The organism is Kitasatospora sp. NPDC090308 (assembly GCF_044769485.1).
GTDB classification, from domain to species: Bacteria; Actinomycetota; Actinomycetes; order Streptomycetales; family Streptomycetaceae; genus Kitasatospora; species Kitasatospora fiedleri.
Genome location: NZ_JBIVXY010000001.1, coordinates 871,220 through 887,104 on the forward strand (window position 1 = coordinate 871,220; position 15,885 = coordinate 887,104).

Below are 15,885 nucleotides of genomic sequence, written 5' to 3' on the forward strand. Positions count from 1 at the left end.
CGCCCCGGCTTGTCGGGTCCGGCCTGTGACCGAGCCCTCATCCGCACCGTGGGTGCGGGTGCGGTCACCGTCCGTCGGGCGGCCGTCCGGATGGCGGTCCCGCCTGGGAGGCCCCCGCCGGATGCCGAATAGTGGACGGACCCCCGCGAAAGCGTCCGCTAACCGAACAGTCTGGAACCCTCCGCATGTCCCGCACCCCCACCCCCGAGACCGTGCCCGCCCGGGAGCCGGCCGCCGAGGACGCGGGCCTGGCCCACGGGCTCAAGCAGCGCCACCTGTCGATGATCGCGCTCGGCGGGGTGATCGGCGCCGGGCTGTTCGTCGGCTCGGGCGCCGGGATCGCCGCGGCCGGTCCGGCCGTGGTGCTGGCCTTCGCCGCCTCCGGGCTGCTGGTCATGCTGGTGATGCGGATGCTCGGCGAGATGTCCGCCGCCCGCCCGGCCTCCGGCTCCTTCTCGGTGCACGCGGACCGGGAGATCGGCGGCTGGGCCGGGTTCACCGTCGGCTGGCTGTTCTGGGTGCTGCTGTGCGTCGGTGTCGCGGTGGAGGCGATCGGCGCGGCCGGCATCGTCTCCGGCTGGCTGCCCGCCGTGCCGTCCTGGGCCTGGGTGGCGGTCTTCATGGCCTTCTTCTGCCTGACCAACCTGGCGGCGGTGCGCAACTTCGGCGAGTTCGAGTTCTGGTTCGCCGCGGTCAAGGTGCTGGCCATCACCGCCTTCCTGGTGATCGGCGTGCTGGCGGTCTGCGGCCTGCTGCCCGGCACCGCCGCCCCGGGGGCGGCCAACCTCACCGGCCACGGCGGCTTCCTCCCGCACGGGACGAGCGGCCTGATCACCGGTCTGCTCGCCTCGGTCTTCGCGTACGGCGGGCTGGAGACCGTCACCATCGCCGCCGCCGAGTCCGAGGACCCGCGGCGCAGCGTGGCGATCGCGGTGCGCACCGCGATGTGGCGGATCGCGCTGTTCTACGTCGGCTCGATGGCGGTGATCGTCACGCTGGTGCCGTGGGACGACCAGGCGGTGGTGCGGCCCGGCCCGTACGTCGCGGTGCTGGACGTGCTGGGCATCCCCGGCGCGGCCCAGCTGATGAACGCGGTGGTGCTGATCGCGCTGCTGTCCGCGATGAACGCCAACATCTACGGCTCGTCCCGGATGGCGCACTCGCTGATCGCCCGCGGCCACGGCCCGCGCGCGCTGTCCCGGCTCTCCGGCGGCGTGCCGCGCCGGGCGGTGCTGGCCTCCTGCGCGTTCGGCTTCCTCGCGGTGCTGCTGTCCTACTGGTGGCCGGAGACCGTCTTCTCCTGGCTGCTGAACATGGTGGGCGCGGCGGTCCTGGTGGTCTGGGCGTTCATCTGCGTCGCCCAGCTGCGGATGCGCCGCCACCTGTCGGCGGCCGAACTCCCGGTCCGGATGTGGGCGTTCCCGTACCTGACGTACCTGGCGCTGGCCGCGATCCTGGCGGTGCTGGTGCTGATGACGCTGGACTCCGCCAACCGCGTGCAGCTCTACTTCACGGCCGGGCTGACGCTGGTGCTGGCGGCGGCGGGCGCGCTGCGCGGCCGGGGGGCCCGGACGGCGCGGACCCCGCGCCCCTGACGGGACGCGGGGTCCGACTCCGCTCTGCGGGGCCTACTCGAAGGACGGGCCCGCGGTGCGGGTGCGCTTGATCTCGTAGAAGCCGGGGGTGGAGGCGACCAGGACCGTGCCGTCCCAGAGCCGGGCGGCGGCCTCGCCGCGCGGGGTGGGGGTGACGACCGGGCCGAAGAAGGCGACCCGGTCGCCGTCCGGGCCGTCGACGGCGATCACCGGGGTGCCGACGTCCTCGCCGACCAGGCCGATGCCCTCGGCGTGCGAGGCGCGCAGCGCGTCGTCGTACGCGTCGGTGTCGGCGGCGTCGGCCAGTTCCTCGGGCAGGTCGGCGGCGCGCAGCGCGGCGACGACGGTCTCCCGGGTGTTGGGCAGGCCCTGGTTGTGGAAGCGGGTGCCGAGCTCGGTGTAGAGCGGGCCGAGCACCTTGTCGCCGTGCGCCTGGGCGGCGGCGATCAGGACCCGGACCGGGCCCCAGCCGGCGGCCAGCAGCGCGCGGTACTGCTCGGGCAGGTCGTCCCGGTTCTCGTTGAGGACGGACAGGCTCATCACGTGCCAACGGGTGTCCACCGGGCGGAGCTTCTCGACCTCCAGCATCCAGCGGGAGGTCATCCAGGCCCAGGGGCAGATCGGGTCGAACCAGAAGTCGGCGGTCTTGCGGGAGGCTGCGGTCGTCACGGACGGCGTCCTTCGGAGTCGGCGGGCAGGAGTGGTCGGGGTGTCCCCCGGAATGCAACCGCCGGGCGCCCGCGATGATTCCGCGCCAGTGCAATGGCACAGGTCGGACGGCGTGAAAGGATGCCCCCGAAGGAGCGCCATGAACGTTCCGCGACCGCGTGTTCCGTACAGAGGAGTACCGACGTGCCCGGCAAGAACCTGAGCCGCGAGGAGGCCCGAGACCGGGCCGCGATCATCCGGGTGGAGAGCTACCGCGTCCACCTGGACGTCAGCGCGGCGGCCGACCCCGGCCGGCCCACCTTCCGTTCCACCACCCGGATCTCGTTCGACTGCGCCGAGCCGGGCACGAGCAGCTTCGCCGACCTGCTGGCCCCCGAGGTGGTCTCGGTCGAGCTGAACGGCCTGCCGCTGGACCCGGCCGAGGTGTTCGACGGCACCCGGGTGGCGCTGCCGGTGCTGGCCGCGCACAACCGGCTGACCGTGGTCGCCGAGTGCGCGTACAGCCGCACCGGCGAGGGGCTGCACCGCTTCGTCGACCCCGCGGACGGCGAGACCTACCTGTACACCCACTACGAGCCGGCCGACGCCCGCCGGGTCTTCGCCAACTTCGAACAGCCGGACCTGAAGGCCCCGTTCACCTTCACGGTGACCGCCCCCGCCGCCTGGGACGTGTACGCCAACGCGGTGGCCGAGCGCGTCAGCGCGACCAGGCCCCTCCTGCCCGGGGGCGGGCGAGGAGGGCAGATCGTCGACGAGGGCGCCGCCCGCACCTGGGAGTTCGCGCCGACCCAGCCGATCTCCACCTACCTGACCGCCGTGGTGGCCGGCCCGTACCACGTGGTGCGCGACCACTACACCCGCGAACTGCCGGACGGCGGCCGGCTGGAGATCCCGCTGGCCGCCACCTGCCGGCGCTCGCTGGCCCCGTACTTCGACGCCGACGAGATCCTCACCGTCACCAAGCAGGGCCTGGACTTCTTCCACCAGGAGTTCGACTACCCGTACCCGTTCGGCAAGTACGACCAGTGCTTCGTCCCCGAGTACAACATCGGCGCGATGGAGAACCCCGGCTGCGTGACCTTCCGCGAGGAGTTCGTCTTCCGCTCGAAGGTCACCGAGGCCGCGTACGAGTCCCGGGCCAACGTGATCCTGCACGAGATGGCGCACATGTGGTTCGGCGACCTGGTCACCATGAAGTGGTGGGACGACCTGTGGCTGAAGGAGTCGTTCGCCGACTTCATGGGCTCCTACGCGCAGATCGGCGCCGGCACGAAGTACCGCTCCGCCTGGATCACCTTCGCCAACCGCCGCAAGGCGTGGGCCTACCGGCAGGACCAGTTCCCCACCACCCACCCGATCACCGCGGACATCCGCGACCTGGAGGACGCCAAGCTCAACTTCGACGGCATCACCTACGCCAAGGGCGCCGCCGTCCTCAAGCAGCTGGTCGCCTACGTCGGCCGGGACGCCTTCTTCGAGGGCGCCCGCACCTACTTCAGGAAGCACGCCTTCGGCAACACCGTGCTGGACGACCTGCTGGACGCCCTGGAGGAGACCAGCGGCCGCGACCTGCGCGCCTGGTCCGCCGCCTGGCTGCAGACCTCCGGCGTCAACACCCTGACCCCCGAGCTGGCGCACGACGCCGAGGGCCGGATCACCGAGCTGGCGATCCGCCAGGACGGCACGCCGCCGCGCCCGCACCGGATCGCGGTCGGCCTGTACGACCGGGCCGAGGACGGCGCGCTGCGCCGCACCGACCGCTACGAGCTGGACGTGGCCGGGGAGCGGACCGTGGTCGCCGCGGCCGCCGGGCGTCCGGTGCCCGCGCTGGTGCTGGTCAACGACGACGACCTGACGTACGGCAAGGTCCGCTTCGACGAGCGCTCGCTGGAGACCCTGCGCACCGGCCTCGGCGACCTCGCCGACACCCCGGCCGACGGCCCCGGCGCGGACGCGGACGCGCCCAGCCTGGCCCGGGCGCTGGCCTGGTCCGCGGTGTGGAACCTGACCCGGGACGGCCTGATGCCCACCCGGGACTACCTCGACCTGGTGCTGCGCTTCGCCGGCCGGGAGTCCGACGTCGGCGTCCTGCAGTCCCTGCACCAGCAGGCCGGCGTCGCGCTGGCGGTGTACGCCGACCCGGCCCGCCGCGCCGAGTACGGCACCGCGCTGGCCGAGTGCGCGCTGCGCGAGCTGGAGCGGGCCGCCCCCGGCAGCGACCACCAGCTGGCCTGGGCCCGGTTCCTGGCCGACACCGCCGAGCGCGCCGACCACCTGCGGCTGCTGCGCGGCCTGCTCGACGGGACCGACCGGATCGACGGCCTGACGGTCGACCAGGAGCTGCGCTGGAACTTCTGGCTGGCGCTCGCCGCGCACGGGCGGGCCTCCGCCGAGGAGCTGGCCGCCGAACTGGCCCGCGACAACACGGCCGGCGGCCGCCGCCGGCAGACCCAGTGCCTGGCCGCGCTGCCCACCCCGGAGGCCAAGGCCGAGGCCTGGTCCTCGGTGGTCGACTCCGACGAGCTGCCCAACGCCCTGGTCGAGGCCCGGATCGCGGGCTTCGACCAGCCCGGGCAGCGGGAGTTGACGGCTCCCTACGCCGAGCGGTACTTCGCCGCGCTGGAGTCGGTCTGGGCGGAGCGCTCGATCGAGATCGCGATGCGGATCGTCGGCGGCTTCTTCCCCCGGCACCAGACCACCCCGCGGACCCTGGCGGCCACCGACGCCTGGCTGTCCGCCCACCCGGACGCCGCCCCGGCGCTGCGCCGGCTGGTGCTGGAGTGCCGGGACGACCTGGCCCGGGCGCTGCGGGCCCAGGAGTGCGACGCCCGGTAGCGCGGGCCGGTCGTACGGGCCGGTCGTACGGGCCGGTGACGCGGAGTGGGGCGGCTCCCTCCTCTGGAGAGGGAGCCGCCCCACGTGCGAGGGTGGTGCGGCGGGTGCGGCTACTTCAGGGTGGCCGAGGTCAGACCGGCCTGGACCTGGCGCTGGAAGGACAGGTACACCACCAGCACCGGCAGCATCGCGATCGTCATGCCGGCGAACAGGCCGGGGAAGTCGCTGGCGTAGCCGGACTGCTGGGCCAGGTTCATCAGGCCCTGGGCGAGCATCGAGCGGTCCGGGTCGGTGCCGCTCTGCTGCTGCATCAGGGTCAGCGGCAGCAGGTACTGGTTCCACTGGCCGAGCACGTTGAAGATGAACACGCTGATCAGGCCGGACTTCGCCATCGGCACCATGACCTGGAAGAACGCCCGGCTGTGCGAGCAGCCGTCGATCATCGCGGCCTCGTGGACGGCGCTGGGCAGCGACCGGAAGAACGAGTGCAGGAAGAACACGGTGAACGGCAGCGAGTAGGCCGTGTAGACCAGGATCAGGCCGACGTACTGGTTCAGGCCGAGCCAGGGGATGACCGTGCCGAGGTTCTTCACCATGAAGAACAGCGGGACGAGCGCCAGGTACACCGGGAACATCGCGCCGGCGACGAAGAAGTAGTAGATGGTCCGGTTGCCGCGGAACTCGTACCGGGCCAGCACGTAGGCGGCCATCGAGCCGAGCAGCATGGTCAGGGTGAGCGAGCCCGCCAGCACGATCACGGTGCTGAGGAAGAAGTCGCCGATGCCCTTGTCCCAGGCGCGGGTGAAGGCGTCGAGGCTCCAGTGCGAGGGCCAGCTCCAGGCGCTGTCGCCGATCTCGGTGTTGTTCTTGAACGAGCCGAGGACGATCCAGAGCAGCGGGACGATGATCAGCACCGCCCACAGGGCCAGGAAGCCGTGCGAGAAGACGTTGAGGACTCCCCCGCCGTCGGCGAAGCGCTGGTCCTTGCCGGGCTTGCCCGGCCGGTCGTTCCCGCCGCTGCGCTGGGCCGGGACGGCGGTGGTCGCGTCGGTGTTGGTGCTCATGCCGGGAACCTCAGAACTCGATCTTCTCGCGCCGGGTGACCCGGAGCGAGACGACGGACAGGACCAGGGTGATGAAGAAGATCACCACACCCATGGCACAGGCGTAACCGGCCTTGCCGAAGATCAGGAAGTTGCGCATCAGCAAGGTCGCCATGATCTCGCTGTGGTGGTCCGGGCCACCGCCGTAGTAGGCGCCGGGCGTCATGGTGGAGACCAGGGCGAAGGCGTCCATGGCGGCGATCGCCAGGTAGACCCAGGCGGTCTGGATGCTCTCCCAGAGCAGCGGCAGCGTGATCTTGAAGAAGGTGGTGCCGCGCTTGGCGCCGTCCAGCAGGGCGGCCTCGTAGATGTCCTTCGGGATGCTCTGCATGGCGGCCGAGAACAGCACCAGGTAGAAGCCGACGCCGGACCAGATCAGCACGCCCATGACGCACCACAGGCCGAAGGTCGGGTTGGACGCGAAGTCCCAGGGGTGGGCCTTGTCGACGATGCCGAGCCCGATCAGGACGCCGTTGAGCAGACCGCCCTTGTCGGTCCGGTACACGCCCTGGAACAGCACCGACAGGATGGCGACCGACAGCACCTGCGGGAAGAAGAAGACGATCTTGTAGAAGGCCGAGCCGCGCACGCCCTGCACGCCGCCGGTGCCGCTCTTGCCGCCCACGTTGAGCATGAAGGCGAAGAACAGCGCCAGCAGGATGGTGGTGATCGGCAGCACGATCAGCAGCAGCAGGTTGTGCTGGAGCGCGCCGAGGAAGGCGCTGTCCTTGAAGAGCGCGGTGTAGTTGTCCAGCCCGATGAAGTTCATGTCGGGCGAGGCGCCGGACCAGTCGGTCAGCGAGTAGCCGAAGGTCTGCAGGTAGGGCCAGATGACCAGGGCGATGTACAGCACGACGGGAACCACGAGGAACCCGAAGATGAAGGGTGTTTTACGGTGTCGCATGGGAGCTGCTCCTGTCCGCCGACAGCCTGTGGTCAGACAGGCCTGGAACTGCGGTAGCGCGTGGAACGGCCGGGGCCCGCGAGCGGGCCCCGGCCTTGCGGTGACAAGCCGTCGGCCTGCTGGGGTGTCAGATCTTCTTGGAGGTCGCGGCCTTGCCGCGGGCGACCCACTCCTGCGGGGTGATGCGCTTGTTGACCAGCTCGTTGGTGGCGTTCTCGATCTCGGTGTCGAACGCGGTCTGCAGGTCCTGGAAGCTGAAGTTGAAGGTGACGTCGCCGGCCGCCTTGACCGCGTCGGCGGAGGACTTGGTGCCCGGCTTGAGGGCGACGTCGGGGTTGACGCCGTCCTTCAGCACGGTCAGCGAGTTCGCGGTGGCCACGAACTTCGAGGAGCCGTCCTTGGTCAGCATCATGCGCAGGAACTCGAGGCCGCCGGCCTTGTTCTTGGCCTTGCTCGGGACCATGAACGGCTCGCCGGCGCCGGCCCAGAGCGCGGTGCCGGGCAGCTTGTCGCCGGGCAGCGAGGGGATCGGCAGGAAGGCCATGTCGAAGTCGGCCGGGGTGGAGGCCAGCATCTCGTTCTCCAGCCAGGAGCCGGACGGGATGAAGGCGGCCTTGCCCTGGCACCAGGCGGTCTGCGACTCGGTGTGGGTCATGCCGTTGGTGCCGGGGAGGAGGAAGTCGCCCTCCATGATCTTGTTGAACGCGCTGACGCCGGCCAGCACCGCCGGGTCGTCCCAGGCCGCCGTGTCACAGGCGTTGATCTTCTTGACCAGGTCCAGGCCGCCCTGCTTGGCGATCAGGCTGAAGATCACGTAGTTCGCGTAGTAGGGGTACTTGCCCTGGTGCGCGAACGGGGCGATGCCGGCGGCCTTGATGGTGCCGCAGAGGGTGATGAACTCGTCCCAGGTCTTCGGCGGGGTCCAGCCCTTGTCCTTGAAGAGCTTGGCCGAGTACCAGAGGCCGAACACGGTGTAGACGTAGTTCAGCGAGTACATCTTGCCGTCGATGGTGCCCTGCTCGACGGTGCCGGGCAGCAGGACGTCCTTGATCTTCTTCGTCGGGTCGTCCAGGTACGGGGCCTCCAGCAGCACCGACAGGTCGGTGAGCTGGCCGGCGCTGACCAGGACGTCCGCCTTCATCGCCTGGGCGCCGGAGTTGTCGAAGACGTCCGGCGGGGTGTTGGCGTTGAAGCGCGGCTGCAGCTTGCCGCTGATCTCCTGGGTGCCCAGGTGCGAGACGGTCGCGCCCGCGTACGCCTTCTTGTAGGCGTCCTCGAACACCTTGGCGTAGTCGTCGCCGTAGCCGCCCTTGAAGATCACGACGTCCAGCGGGTCGCTGTCCTTGACCCCGAACGGGTTCTTGCTGTCGCCGCCGAGCGTCGGAGCGGCGCTGGACTTGCTGTCACCGCTGCCGGAACCGCCGGCGCAGGCGGCGAGCAGCGAGGTGCCGCCCGCGGCGAGGACGGTGATCGCGGCCGCGCGCTTGAACAGGTCGCGACGGTTGTACTCAGTTGCAGAGCCCATGAGTGCCCTAACCCCTCAGTTCCAGAAGAAGTGGACCGGAGCTGACGTCACGTCAACTCCCGCGGCCCGAAAGGTGCCCAGCGGCGAAGGTGCCGGTCAGAGGCGGTGTGATGATGCTGCAAAGGTATAGTCCACTGTTCACCCAGCGGCAATAGTCAGCAGGTCGGATAACAAACCTGACGACTGAACCGTTGTTCGCGATGCAGCATGTGCAATGTGCAGGAACCCTGCGAATTACGTGTCCGCGCCAGGCATGAAGGGGAATCTAGCGCGTTGTTGCTCGAAAGAACATAGAAACGCGCAGCTCTGCGCATCACAGTGCTCTAACTGTGATGCGCGAAGCTGCGCGTCGGCTGCCCCGGCGAGGGGTGAGCGGGGGTCAGCGGGGGTCAGCGGGAGCCCGGCCGGGGGTCCGGCCCGGGATCAGTCGTCCCGGAGGCCCTTGTCCAGGGCGGAGACCAGGCTGCCCCGGGCGTCGTCGTTGTCCAGCGACCAGGCCATCACGCCGCCCAGGTCGTTCTCCTCGACGTAGCGCGCCTTGCGGGTCAGCAGGTCGGGGGTGTCGTACGTCCAGAACTCGGTGCCGTCGTACTTCCAGGTCGCCCCGTGCGCGCGGTCGGTGAAGACCGTGCCCGGCAGGTCCTTGATCTGGTTGTAGGGCAGGTTCCCGCCCCGGGACAGGCCGGTGGCGGACTGGTACAGGCCGTTCTTCTTCGGGCCGGCCGGCACGCCCGTCCAGCCGTAGCCGTAGAACGGGACGCCCACCACGGCCTTCTTGGCGGGCAGGCCGCGGTCCAGGTAGGTCCGCACCACCCGGTCGACGCTGAGCTGCTGCCCGGAGGCGTCGGCCCGGTCGGCGTACAGGTTGGCGTCGTGGTTGGTCGGGCCCTGGGCCTCCCACGGGCCGTGCAGGTCGTAGGTCATCAGGTTCAGCCAGTCCACCGACTTGGCGACCTTCCCGACCTCCAGCTGGTCGATCTTCGACTCGCCGGCCGGGACCGCGGCGGTGAGCAGGTAGTGCGGGCCCTTCCGGCCGGACAGCGCGTCCAGCTGGCGGCGGAACTCCTGCATCAGCAGGGTGTAGTTCCGCTTGTCCTCCGGGCGCACCACGTTGCCCGCGTCACCGCCGCCGCCCGGGTACTCCCAGTCGATGTCGATGCCGTCGAACACCCCGGCGCCCGCGCCCGCGCCGCCCTCGACCGAGCCCAGCTGCGGCAGGTCGCCCTTGAGGTACAGGTCGATGCAGGAGGAGACGAACTTCTTCCGGGAGGCGTCGGTGAGCGCCGCGTCCGAGAAGTACTTGGACCAGCTCCAGCCGCCCAGCGAGACCACCGCGCGCAGTTGCGGGTTCTGCGCCTTGAGCTTGCGGAGCTGGTTGAAGTTGCCCTTGAGCGGCTGCTCCGCGGTGTCGGCCACGCCGTCCACCGACTCCTCGGCGCCCACCGGGCGCTGGTAGTCGGCCCAGGCGTCGCCCAGGCCGGCCCCGTTGGCCTCGAAGCAGGTGCCGTCGGCGGAGACGTTGCCGAAGGCGTAGTTGATCACGGTCAGCTTGCCGGCCTGGCCGCTGGTCTGGACGCTCTTGGCCGTGAAGCCGCTGTAGATGCCCCACTGGGTGAAGTAGCCGACCCGCTGGCCCTCCAGCCGGTGGTTCCTTGCGTGGTCGTCGTTCCCGTGGGCCTGGGCCGGGGTGGCGGCGAAGGAGGCGATCAGGACGGCCGCGAGGACCGCAGATGTGCGTCTGGTCATTCCGTGAATCTCTCCGATTCAGCGTCAATTGGTATGGACCATGTGCTGAGGGAGAGGTTTAGTCCATCGACACCGGAACGCACAAGGGGCCGGACCGCTCGATGCGGTCCGGCCCCTCGGCCCACCGGCTGCCGGAACAGCCGCCGTGCCTGCTCAGCCGATGAGGCTGCGCAGCACGTACTGCAGGATGCCGCCGTTGCGGTAGTAGTCCGCCTCGCCGGGGGTGTCGATGCGCACCACGGCGTCGAACTCGACGGTGCCGCCCGCCGGGCCGACCGCCTTGACCTTGACGGTCTTCGGGGTGCGGCCCTCGTTCAGCTCGGTGACCCCGGTGAACTCGAAGGTCTCCTCGCCGGTCAGGCCCAGCGAGTCGGCGTTCTCGCCGGCCGGGAACTGCAGCGGCAGGACGCCCATGCCGATCAGGTTCGAGCGGTGGATGCGCTCGTAGGACTCGGCGATGACGGCCTTGACGCCGAGCAGCGCGGTGCCCTTGGCCGCCCAGTCGCGGGACGAGCCGGAGCCGTACTCCTTGCCCGCCAGGACCACCAGCGGGACGCCCGCGGCCTGGTAGTTCTGCGAGGCGTCGTAGATGAACGACACCGGGCCGTCGGCCTGGGTGAAGTCGCGGGTGTAGCCGCCCTCGGTGCCCGGCGCGATCTGGTTGCGCAGGCGGATGTTGGCGAAGGTGCCGCGGATCATCACCTCGTGGTTGCCGCGGCGCGAGCCGTAGGAGTTGAAGTCGCGCTTCTCCACGCCGTTGGCGGTCAGGTACTGCGCCGCCGGGGTGCCGGGCTTGATGTTGCCGGCCGGGGAGATGTGGTCGGTGGTGACCGAGTCGCCCAGCTTGGCCAGCACCCGGGCGCCGGAGATGTCGGTCACCGGGCTCGGGGTCTTGGCCATGCCCTCGAAGTACGGGGGCTTGCGGACGTAGGTGGACTCGGCGTCCCACTCGAAGGTGTCACCGGTCGGGACGGGCAGCGACTGCCAGCGGTGGTCGCCGGCGAAGACGTCCGCGTAGTCCTTGGTGAACATGTCCTGGTCGATGGAGCCGGCGACCACCTGGGCCACCTCCTGCTCCGACGGCCAGATGTCGGCGAGGAAGACGTCGTTGCCGTCGGCGTCCTGGCCCAGGGCGTCCTTGGTGATGTCGACGTTCATGTTGCCCGCGAGGGCGTAGGCGACCACCAGCGGCGGGGAGGCCAGGTAGTTCATCTTGACGTCGGGGTTGATCCGGCCCTCGAAGTTGCGGTTGCCGGAGAGCACCGAGACGACCGCGAGGTCGGACTCGTTCACCGCGGCGGAGACCTCCTCGGGCAGCGGGCCCGAGTTGCCGATGCAGGTGACGCAGCCATAGCCGACCAGGTTGAAGCCCAGCTTCTCCATGTACGGGAGCAGGCCGGCCTTCTCGTAGTAGTCCATGACGACCTTGGAGCCGGGCGCCAGGGTGGTCTTGACCCACGGCTTGACCGAGAGGCCCTTCTCCACGGCCTTCTTCGCCAGCAGGGCGGCGCCCAGCATGACGGAGGGGTTGGAGGTGTTGGTGCAGGAGGTGATCGAGGCGATCACGACCGCGCCGTTGTCGATCTCGTAGGTCGAGCCGTCGGGGGCGGTGACGGCGGTCGGCTTCGAGGCCTCGGCGGAGTAGGCCGGCAGCGCCTCGGCGAACTTGGCGGCGGCCTCGGCCAGGACCACCCGGTCCTGCGGGCGCTTCGGGCCGGAGATCGACGGGACGACGGTGGAGACGTCCAGCTCCAGGTACTCGGAGTAGACCGGCTCGACCGACGGGTCGTGCCAGAGGCCCTGCTCCTTGGCGTACGCCTCGACCAGGGCGAGCTGCTGCTCGTCGCGGCCGGTGAGCTTGAGGTAGCTGATGGTCTCGGCGTCGATCGGGAAGATCGCGCAGGTCGAGCCGAACTCCGGCGACATGTTGCCGATGGTGGCGCGGTTCGCCAGCGGGATCGAGGTGACGCCCTCGCCGTAGAACTCGACGAACTTGCCGACCACACCGTGCTTGCGCAGCATCTCGGTGATGGTGAGCACCAGGTCGGTGGCGGTGGTGCCGGCCGGGAGCTGGCCGTTCAGCTTGAAGCCGACCACGCGCGGGATGAGCATCGAGACCGGCTGGCCGAGCATCGCGGCCTCGGCCTCGATGCCGCCGACGCCCCAGCCCAGCACGCCCAGGCCGTTGACCATGGTGGTGTGCGAGTCGGTGCCGACGCAGGTGTCGGGGTACGCCTGGCCGCCGCGGACCATGACGGTGCGGGCCAGGTGCTCGATGTTGACCTGGTGGACGATGCCGGTGCCGGGCGGGACGACCTTGAACTCGTCGAACGCGGTCTGGCCCCAGCGCAGGAACTGGTAGCGCTCCTTGTTGCGGCCGTACTCGATCTCGACGTTCTGGACGAAGGCGTCCGGGGTGCCGAACTTGTCGGCGATGACGGAGTGGTCGATGACCAGCTCGGCCGGCGCCAGCGGGTTGATCTTGGACGGGTCGCCGCCCAGCTCCTTCACGGCCTCGCGCATGGTGGCCAGGTCGACCACGCAGGGCACGCCGGTGAAGTCCTGCATGATCACGCGCGCCGGGGTGAACTGGATCTCCTCGGACGGCTCGGCCGTCGGGTCCCAGCCGCCGAGGGCGCGGATGTGGTCGGCGGTGATGTTGGCGCCGTCCTCGGTGCGGAGCAGGTTCTCCAGCAGGACCTTGAGGCTGTACGGCAGCCGCTCGGAACCCTCGACGGCGGAGAGCTTGAAGATCTCGTACGACTCGTCGCCCACCTGCAGCGAGCTGCGGGCGTCGAAGCTGTTCGCGGACACGACTGACTCCTTCTTGGTCCACCCGGTGGTAAGGTAAGCCTTGGCTAACCTGCCTGCCGCCGCCTACCGAGCCGATGATGGAAGGCCTGCGCCTCTCGGTAAGTATCTTGACGTCAAGATAAAGCGTAGCGCGGAATGTATCTCGATGTCGAGATAAACCATAGTGCATGGGCTCCGGCCGCACTCCACCGGCTCACCCCGCCATGCCGCGGGAGCGCCGACACCCACAGCCTCCCACCACGGGGCCCCACTTCGCCCCTCGGGCACCCCTGCCGGAACGTCGCCCCGACTGCTCCGGACGCCTTGCGGGCGCCTTCCGACGCCTACCGGGCGCCTACCGGTCGCCTTGCGGGGACAACGCAGCCTTCCGCCCCGCGCGTCCGTCCCGGTGGTGGGGCGGATGCACGGGCGGGAGGGTGCGCGGGCGGACTTCGGACGACGGCAAGGGCCCGCGGGCGGCCGGTGGGGCGGGCACCCCTGCGGCGGGGCGGCGGGGCGGGCGGACTAGCGTGTGCCGGGTGATCGTGGTGGACGCTTCCGCAGTGGTGCTGTCGCTCTCCGACCGGGGCCCCCGGGGCGACGCGGCCCGGGCCGCGCTGGCCGCCGACCCGGAGTGGGTGGCGCCCGAGCACGTGGTGATCGAGGTGATGCAGTCGCTGCGCGGCCTGTACCTCGCCAAGGAGCTGACCGCCGAGGAGGTCGCCGGGATCACCCGCCGACTGCCCGGCCTGGCCATCCGCAAGGTGGAGGTGGCCCCGCTGCTCGGCCGGATCTGGGAGCTCAGGGACAACCTGACCCCGGACGACGCCGCCTACGTCGCGGTCGCCGAACTCCACGGTGCCCCGCTGGTCACCGCCGACCTGCGGCTGATGCGCGCCAGCGGGCCGCGCTGCGAGATCCGCGGGATCACCGCGGCGGGCTGACCGGGCGACCGGCCCCGCCGCACCGGTGCTGCTGTTCGAACGCCGCTTCCCGTACGGGTGACGGCGGGCGGCGGTGCGGCACGGCGGCGTGCGCGGCGCGGCGGGGGCGGCCACCGTGGCGGGTGTCGTCCCCGCACGCCCGTCGGAAGGTCCGCGATGCCCCTGTCCCCCGCTGTCGGTGCGCTGCTGGTGCCGCTCGCCCTGCTGCCGATCGGCCCGCCCGCCGCCCAGGGCCCGGCCGGGCCGGCCGGCTCCTCCGCGCCGGTCGGACCGGCCGGGGCCGGGGTCGACCGGGTGGTGGACGCCCGGTTCGACCGGGCGGACGGTTTCGTCCCGGCCCGGGCGATCACCCACGCGCCCGACCTGGTGCCGTACGGCTCGCGGGTGCGGGTCACCGTCGACCGGGCGGCCGGGCGCACCTCCGTCACGGTGCGGCTCGCCGGGGTGGCCGGGGCGCACGAGTTCCCCGCGCACGTGCACACCGGGCACTGCGGCGCCGACCCGGCGTCCTCCGGGCCGCACTACCAGCAGGTGGCCGGGTCGGAGGCCGTCGACAACGAGGTGCGGATGACCGTGCGCACCGACCCGGGCGGGACGGGCACCGCCTCGGCGACCGTCCCGTGGGGGTTCCGGCCCGACGAGGCGCACTCGCTGGTGCTGCACGCGGGGACCCCCGTCGGGCCGTACGCCGCGGCCGACCGGGCGGCCTGCGTGGACGTCGGCTTCTGAGCCACCTGCGGGAGCGCGAACGCGGGCCGGGCGCCCCGGCTCAGGAGCCGAGGGTCGCCACCATCACGGCCTTGATGGTGTGCAGGCGGTTCTCGGCCTGGTCGAAGACCACGGAGTGCGCGGACTCGAACAGCTCGTCGGTGCACTCCAGCTCCGTCATGCCGGTGAGCTCGTGCATCTGCCGACCGATCTCGGTGCCGAGGTCGTGGAACGCGGGCAGGCAGTGCAGGAACTTGACCGCCGGGTTGCCGGTGGCGCGCACCGTGTCCATCGAGACCTGGTAGGGCTTGAGCAGCGCGATCCGCTCGGCCCAGACCTCCTTGGGCTCGCCCATCGACACCCAGACGTCGGTGTAGAGGAAGTCCGCCCCCGCCACCCCGGCCGGGACGTCCTCGGTCAGGGTGATCCGGGCGCCGCTGGTCTCGGCCAGCGTCTCGGCCGCCTTGCGGATCTCCTCCGCGGGCCAGAGCGAGGACGGCGCGACGATCCGGATGTCCATGCCCAGCAGCGCGCCGGTGATCAGCAGCGAGTTGCCCATGTTGAAGCGGGCGTCGCCGAGGTAGACCAGGGTGGTCTCGTTCAGCGGCTTGGTGGAGTGCTCCTGGATGGTGAGCACGTCGGCCAGCAGCTGGGTCGGGTGCCACTCGTCGGTCAGGCCGTTCCAGACCGGGACGCCCGCGTACGCGGCCAGTTCCTCGACGATCGCCTGCCCGTCGCCGCGGTACTCGATGCCGTCGTACATCCGGCCCAGCACCCGCGCGGTGTCCTTGATCGACTCCTTGTGTCCCATCTGCGATCCGGCCGGGTCCAGGTAGGTGGTGGTCGCGCCCTGGTCGTGGGCGGCCACCTCGAAGGCGCAGCGGGTGCGGGTGGAGGTCTTGGCGAAGATCAGCGCGATGTTCTTGCCGCGCAGCCGGGGCTGCTCGGTGCCCGCGTACTTGGCGGCCTTCAACTGGGCCGCCAGGTCGATCAGGTGACGGAACTCCTGGGGAGTGAAGTCGAGCTCCTTGAGGAAGTGCCTGTTCCGGAGGTTGAACGCCAT

Annotated in this window: 11 protein-coding genes; 4 read left to right on the forward strand and 7 right to left on the reverse strand. The window is 70.7% G+C overall.

From position 1 onward, the window contains the following. The first annotated feature begins 185 nt into the window (after window positions 1-185). Window positions 186-1,595, forward strand: a complete 1,410-nt coding sequence (locus tag ACIQVD_RS03785; RefSeq protein ID WP_402285768.1) for an amino acid permease — start codon at window positions 186-188, stop codon at window positions 1,593-1,595. Between the two features lie 33 nt (window positions 1,596-1,628). Here the strand turns inward: ACIQVD_RS03785 and ACIQVD_RS03790 are convergent, their stop codons facing one another. Then, window positions 1,629-2,264, reverse strand: coding sequence for a disulfide bond formation protein DsbA (locus ACIQVD_RS03790; RefSeq protein ID WP_400686454.1), 636 nt, complete (start codon window positions 2,262-2,264; stop codon window positions 1,629-1,631). 183 nt (window positions 2,265-2,447) lie between these two features. Here ACIQVD_RS03790 and pepN point away from each other — a divergent pair, with 183 nt between their 5' ends. Continuing rightward, the gene (gene pepN / locus ACIQVD_RS03795) at window positions 2,448-5,099 is read left to right on the forward strand and encodes an aminopeptidase N (RefSeq protein WP_402285771.1); all 2,652 of its coding nucleotides are present in this window, start codon (window positions 2,448-2,450) and stop codon (window positions 5,097-5,099) included. Between the two features lie 110 nt (window positions 5,100-5,209). On the opposite strand, the gene ACIQVD_RS03800 is transcribed toward pepN, so the two are convergent. From ACIQVD_RS03800 to acnA, 5 genes are all read right to left on the reverse strand, one after another. Then, window positions 5,210-6,163, reverse strand: a complete 954-nt coding sequence (locus ACIQVD_RS03800) for a carbohydrate ABC transporter permease (protein ID WP_400686450.1) — start codon at window positions 6,161-6,163, stop codon at window positions 5,210-5,212. A gap of 10 nt (window positions 6,164-6,173) precedes the next feature. Further along, the gene (locus ACIQVD_RS03805) at window positions 6,174-7,106 is read right to left on the reverse strand and encodes a carbohydrate ABC transporter permease (protein WP_100836155.1); all 933 of its coding nucleotides are present in this window, start codon (window positions 7,104-7,106) and stop codon (window positions 6,174-6,176) included. A gap of 127 nt (window positions 7,107-7,233) precedes the next feature. Further along, window positions 7,234-8,631, reverse strand: a complete 1,398-nt coding sequence (gene ngcE, locus ACIQVD_RS03810) for an N-acetylglucosamine/diacetylchitobiose ABC transporter substrate-binding protein (RefSeq protein WP_400686447.1) — start codon at window positions 8,629-8,631, stop codon at window positions 7,234-7,236. Between the two features lie 423 nt (window positions 8,632-9,054). Then, window positions 9,055-10,377: a glycoside hydrolase family 18 protein gene (locus tag ACIQVD_RS03815; RefSeq protein ID WP_402285775.1), complete on the reverse strand. Its 1,323-nt coding sequence runs from the start codon at window positions 10,375-10,377 to the stop codon at window positions 9,055-9,057. Between the two features lie 153 nt (window positions 10,378-10,530). Continuing rightward, complete coding sequence (gene acnA, locus ACIQVD_RS03820) at window positions 10,531-13,191, reverse strand: aconitate hydratase AcnA (RefSeq protein WP_400686443.1); 2,661 nt, start codon at window positions 13,189-13,191, stop codon at window positions 10,531-10,533. 527 nt (window positions 13,192-13,718) lie between these two features. On the opposite strand from acnA, the gene ACIQVD_RS03825 reads away from it, so the two are divergent. Together ACIQVD_RS03825 and ACIQVD_RS03830 are read left to right on the forward strand one after the other, a co-directional pair. After that, window positions 13,719-14,114 carry a type II toxin-antitoxin system VapC family toxin gene (locus ACIQVD_RS03825; RefSeq protein ID WP_400686441.1) on the forward strand — a complete coding sequence of 132 codons (396 nt, stop codon included), beginning with the start codon at window positions 13,719-13,721 and terminating at the stop codon, window positions 14,112-14,114. A 156-nt stretch (window positions 14,115-14,270) separates the two neighbouring features. Next, window positions 14,271-14,843: a superoxide dismutase gene (locus ACIQVD_RS03830; protein ID WP_402285779.1), complete on the forward strand. Its 573-nt coding sequence runs from the start codon at window positions 14,271-14,273 to the stop codon at window positions 14,841-14,843. Between the two features lie 40 nt (window positions 14,844-14,883). On the opposite strand, the gene argF is transcribed toward ACIQVD_RS03830, so the two are convergent. Continuing rightward, window positions 14,884-15,885 (reverse strand): ornithine carbamoyltransferase, encoded by a 1,002-nt coding sequence (gene argF / locus ACIQVD_RS03835; RefSeq protein WP_402285781.1) that lies wholly within the window; start codon window positions 15,883-15,885, stop codon window positions 14,884-14,886.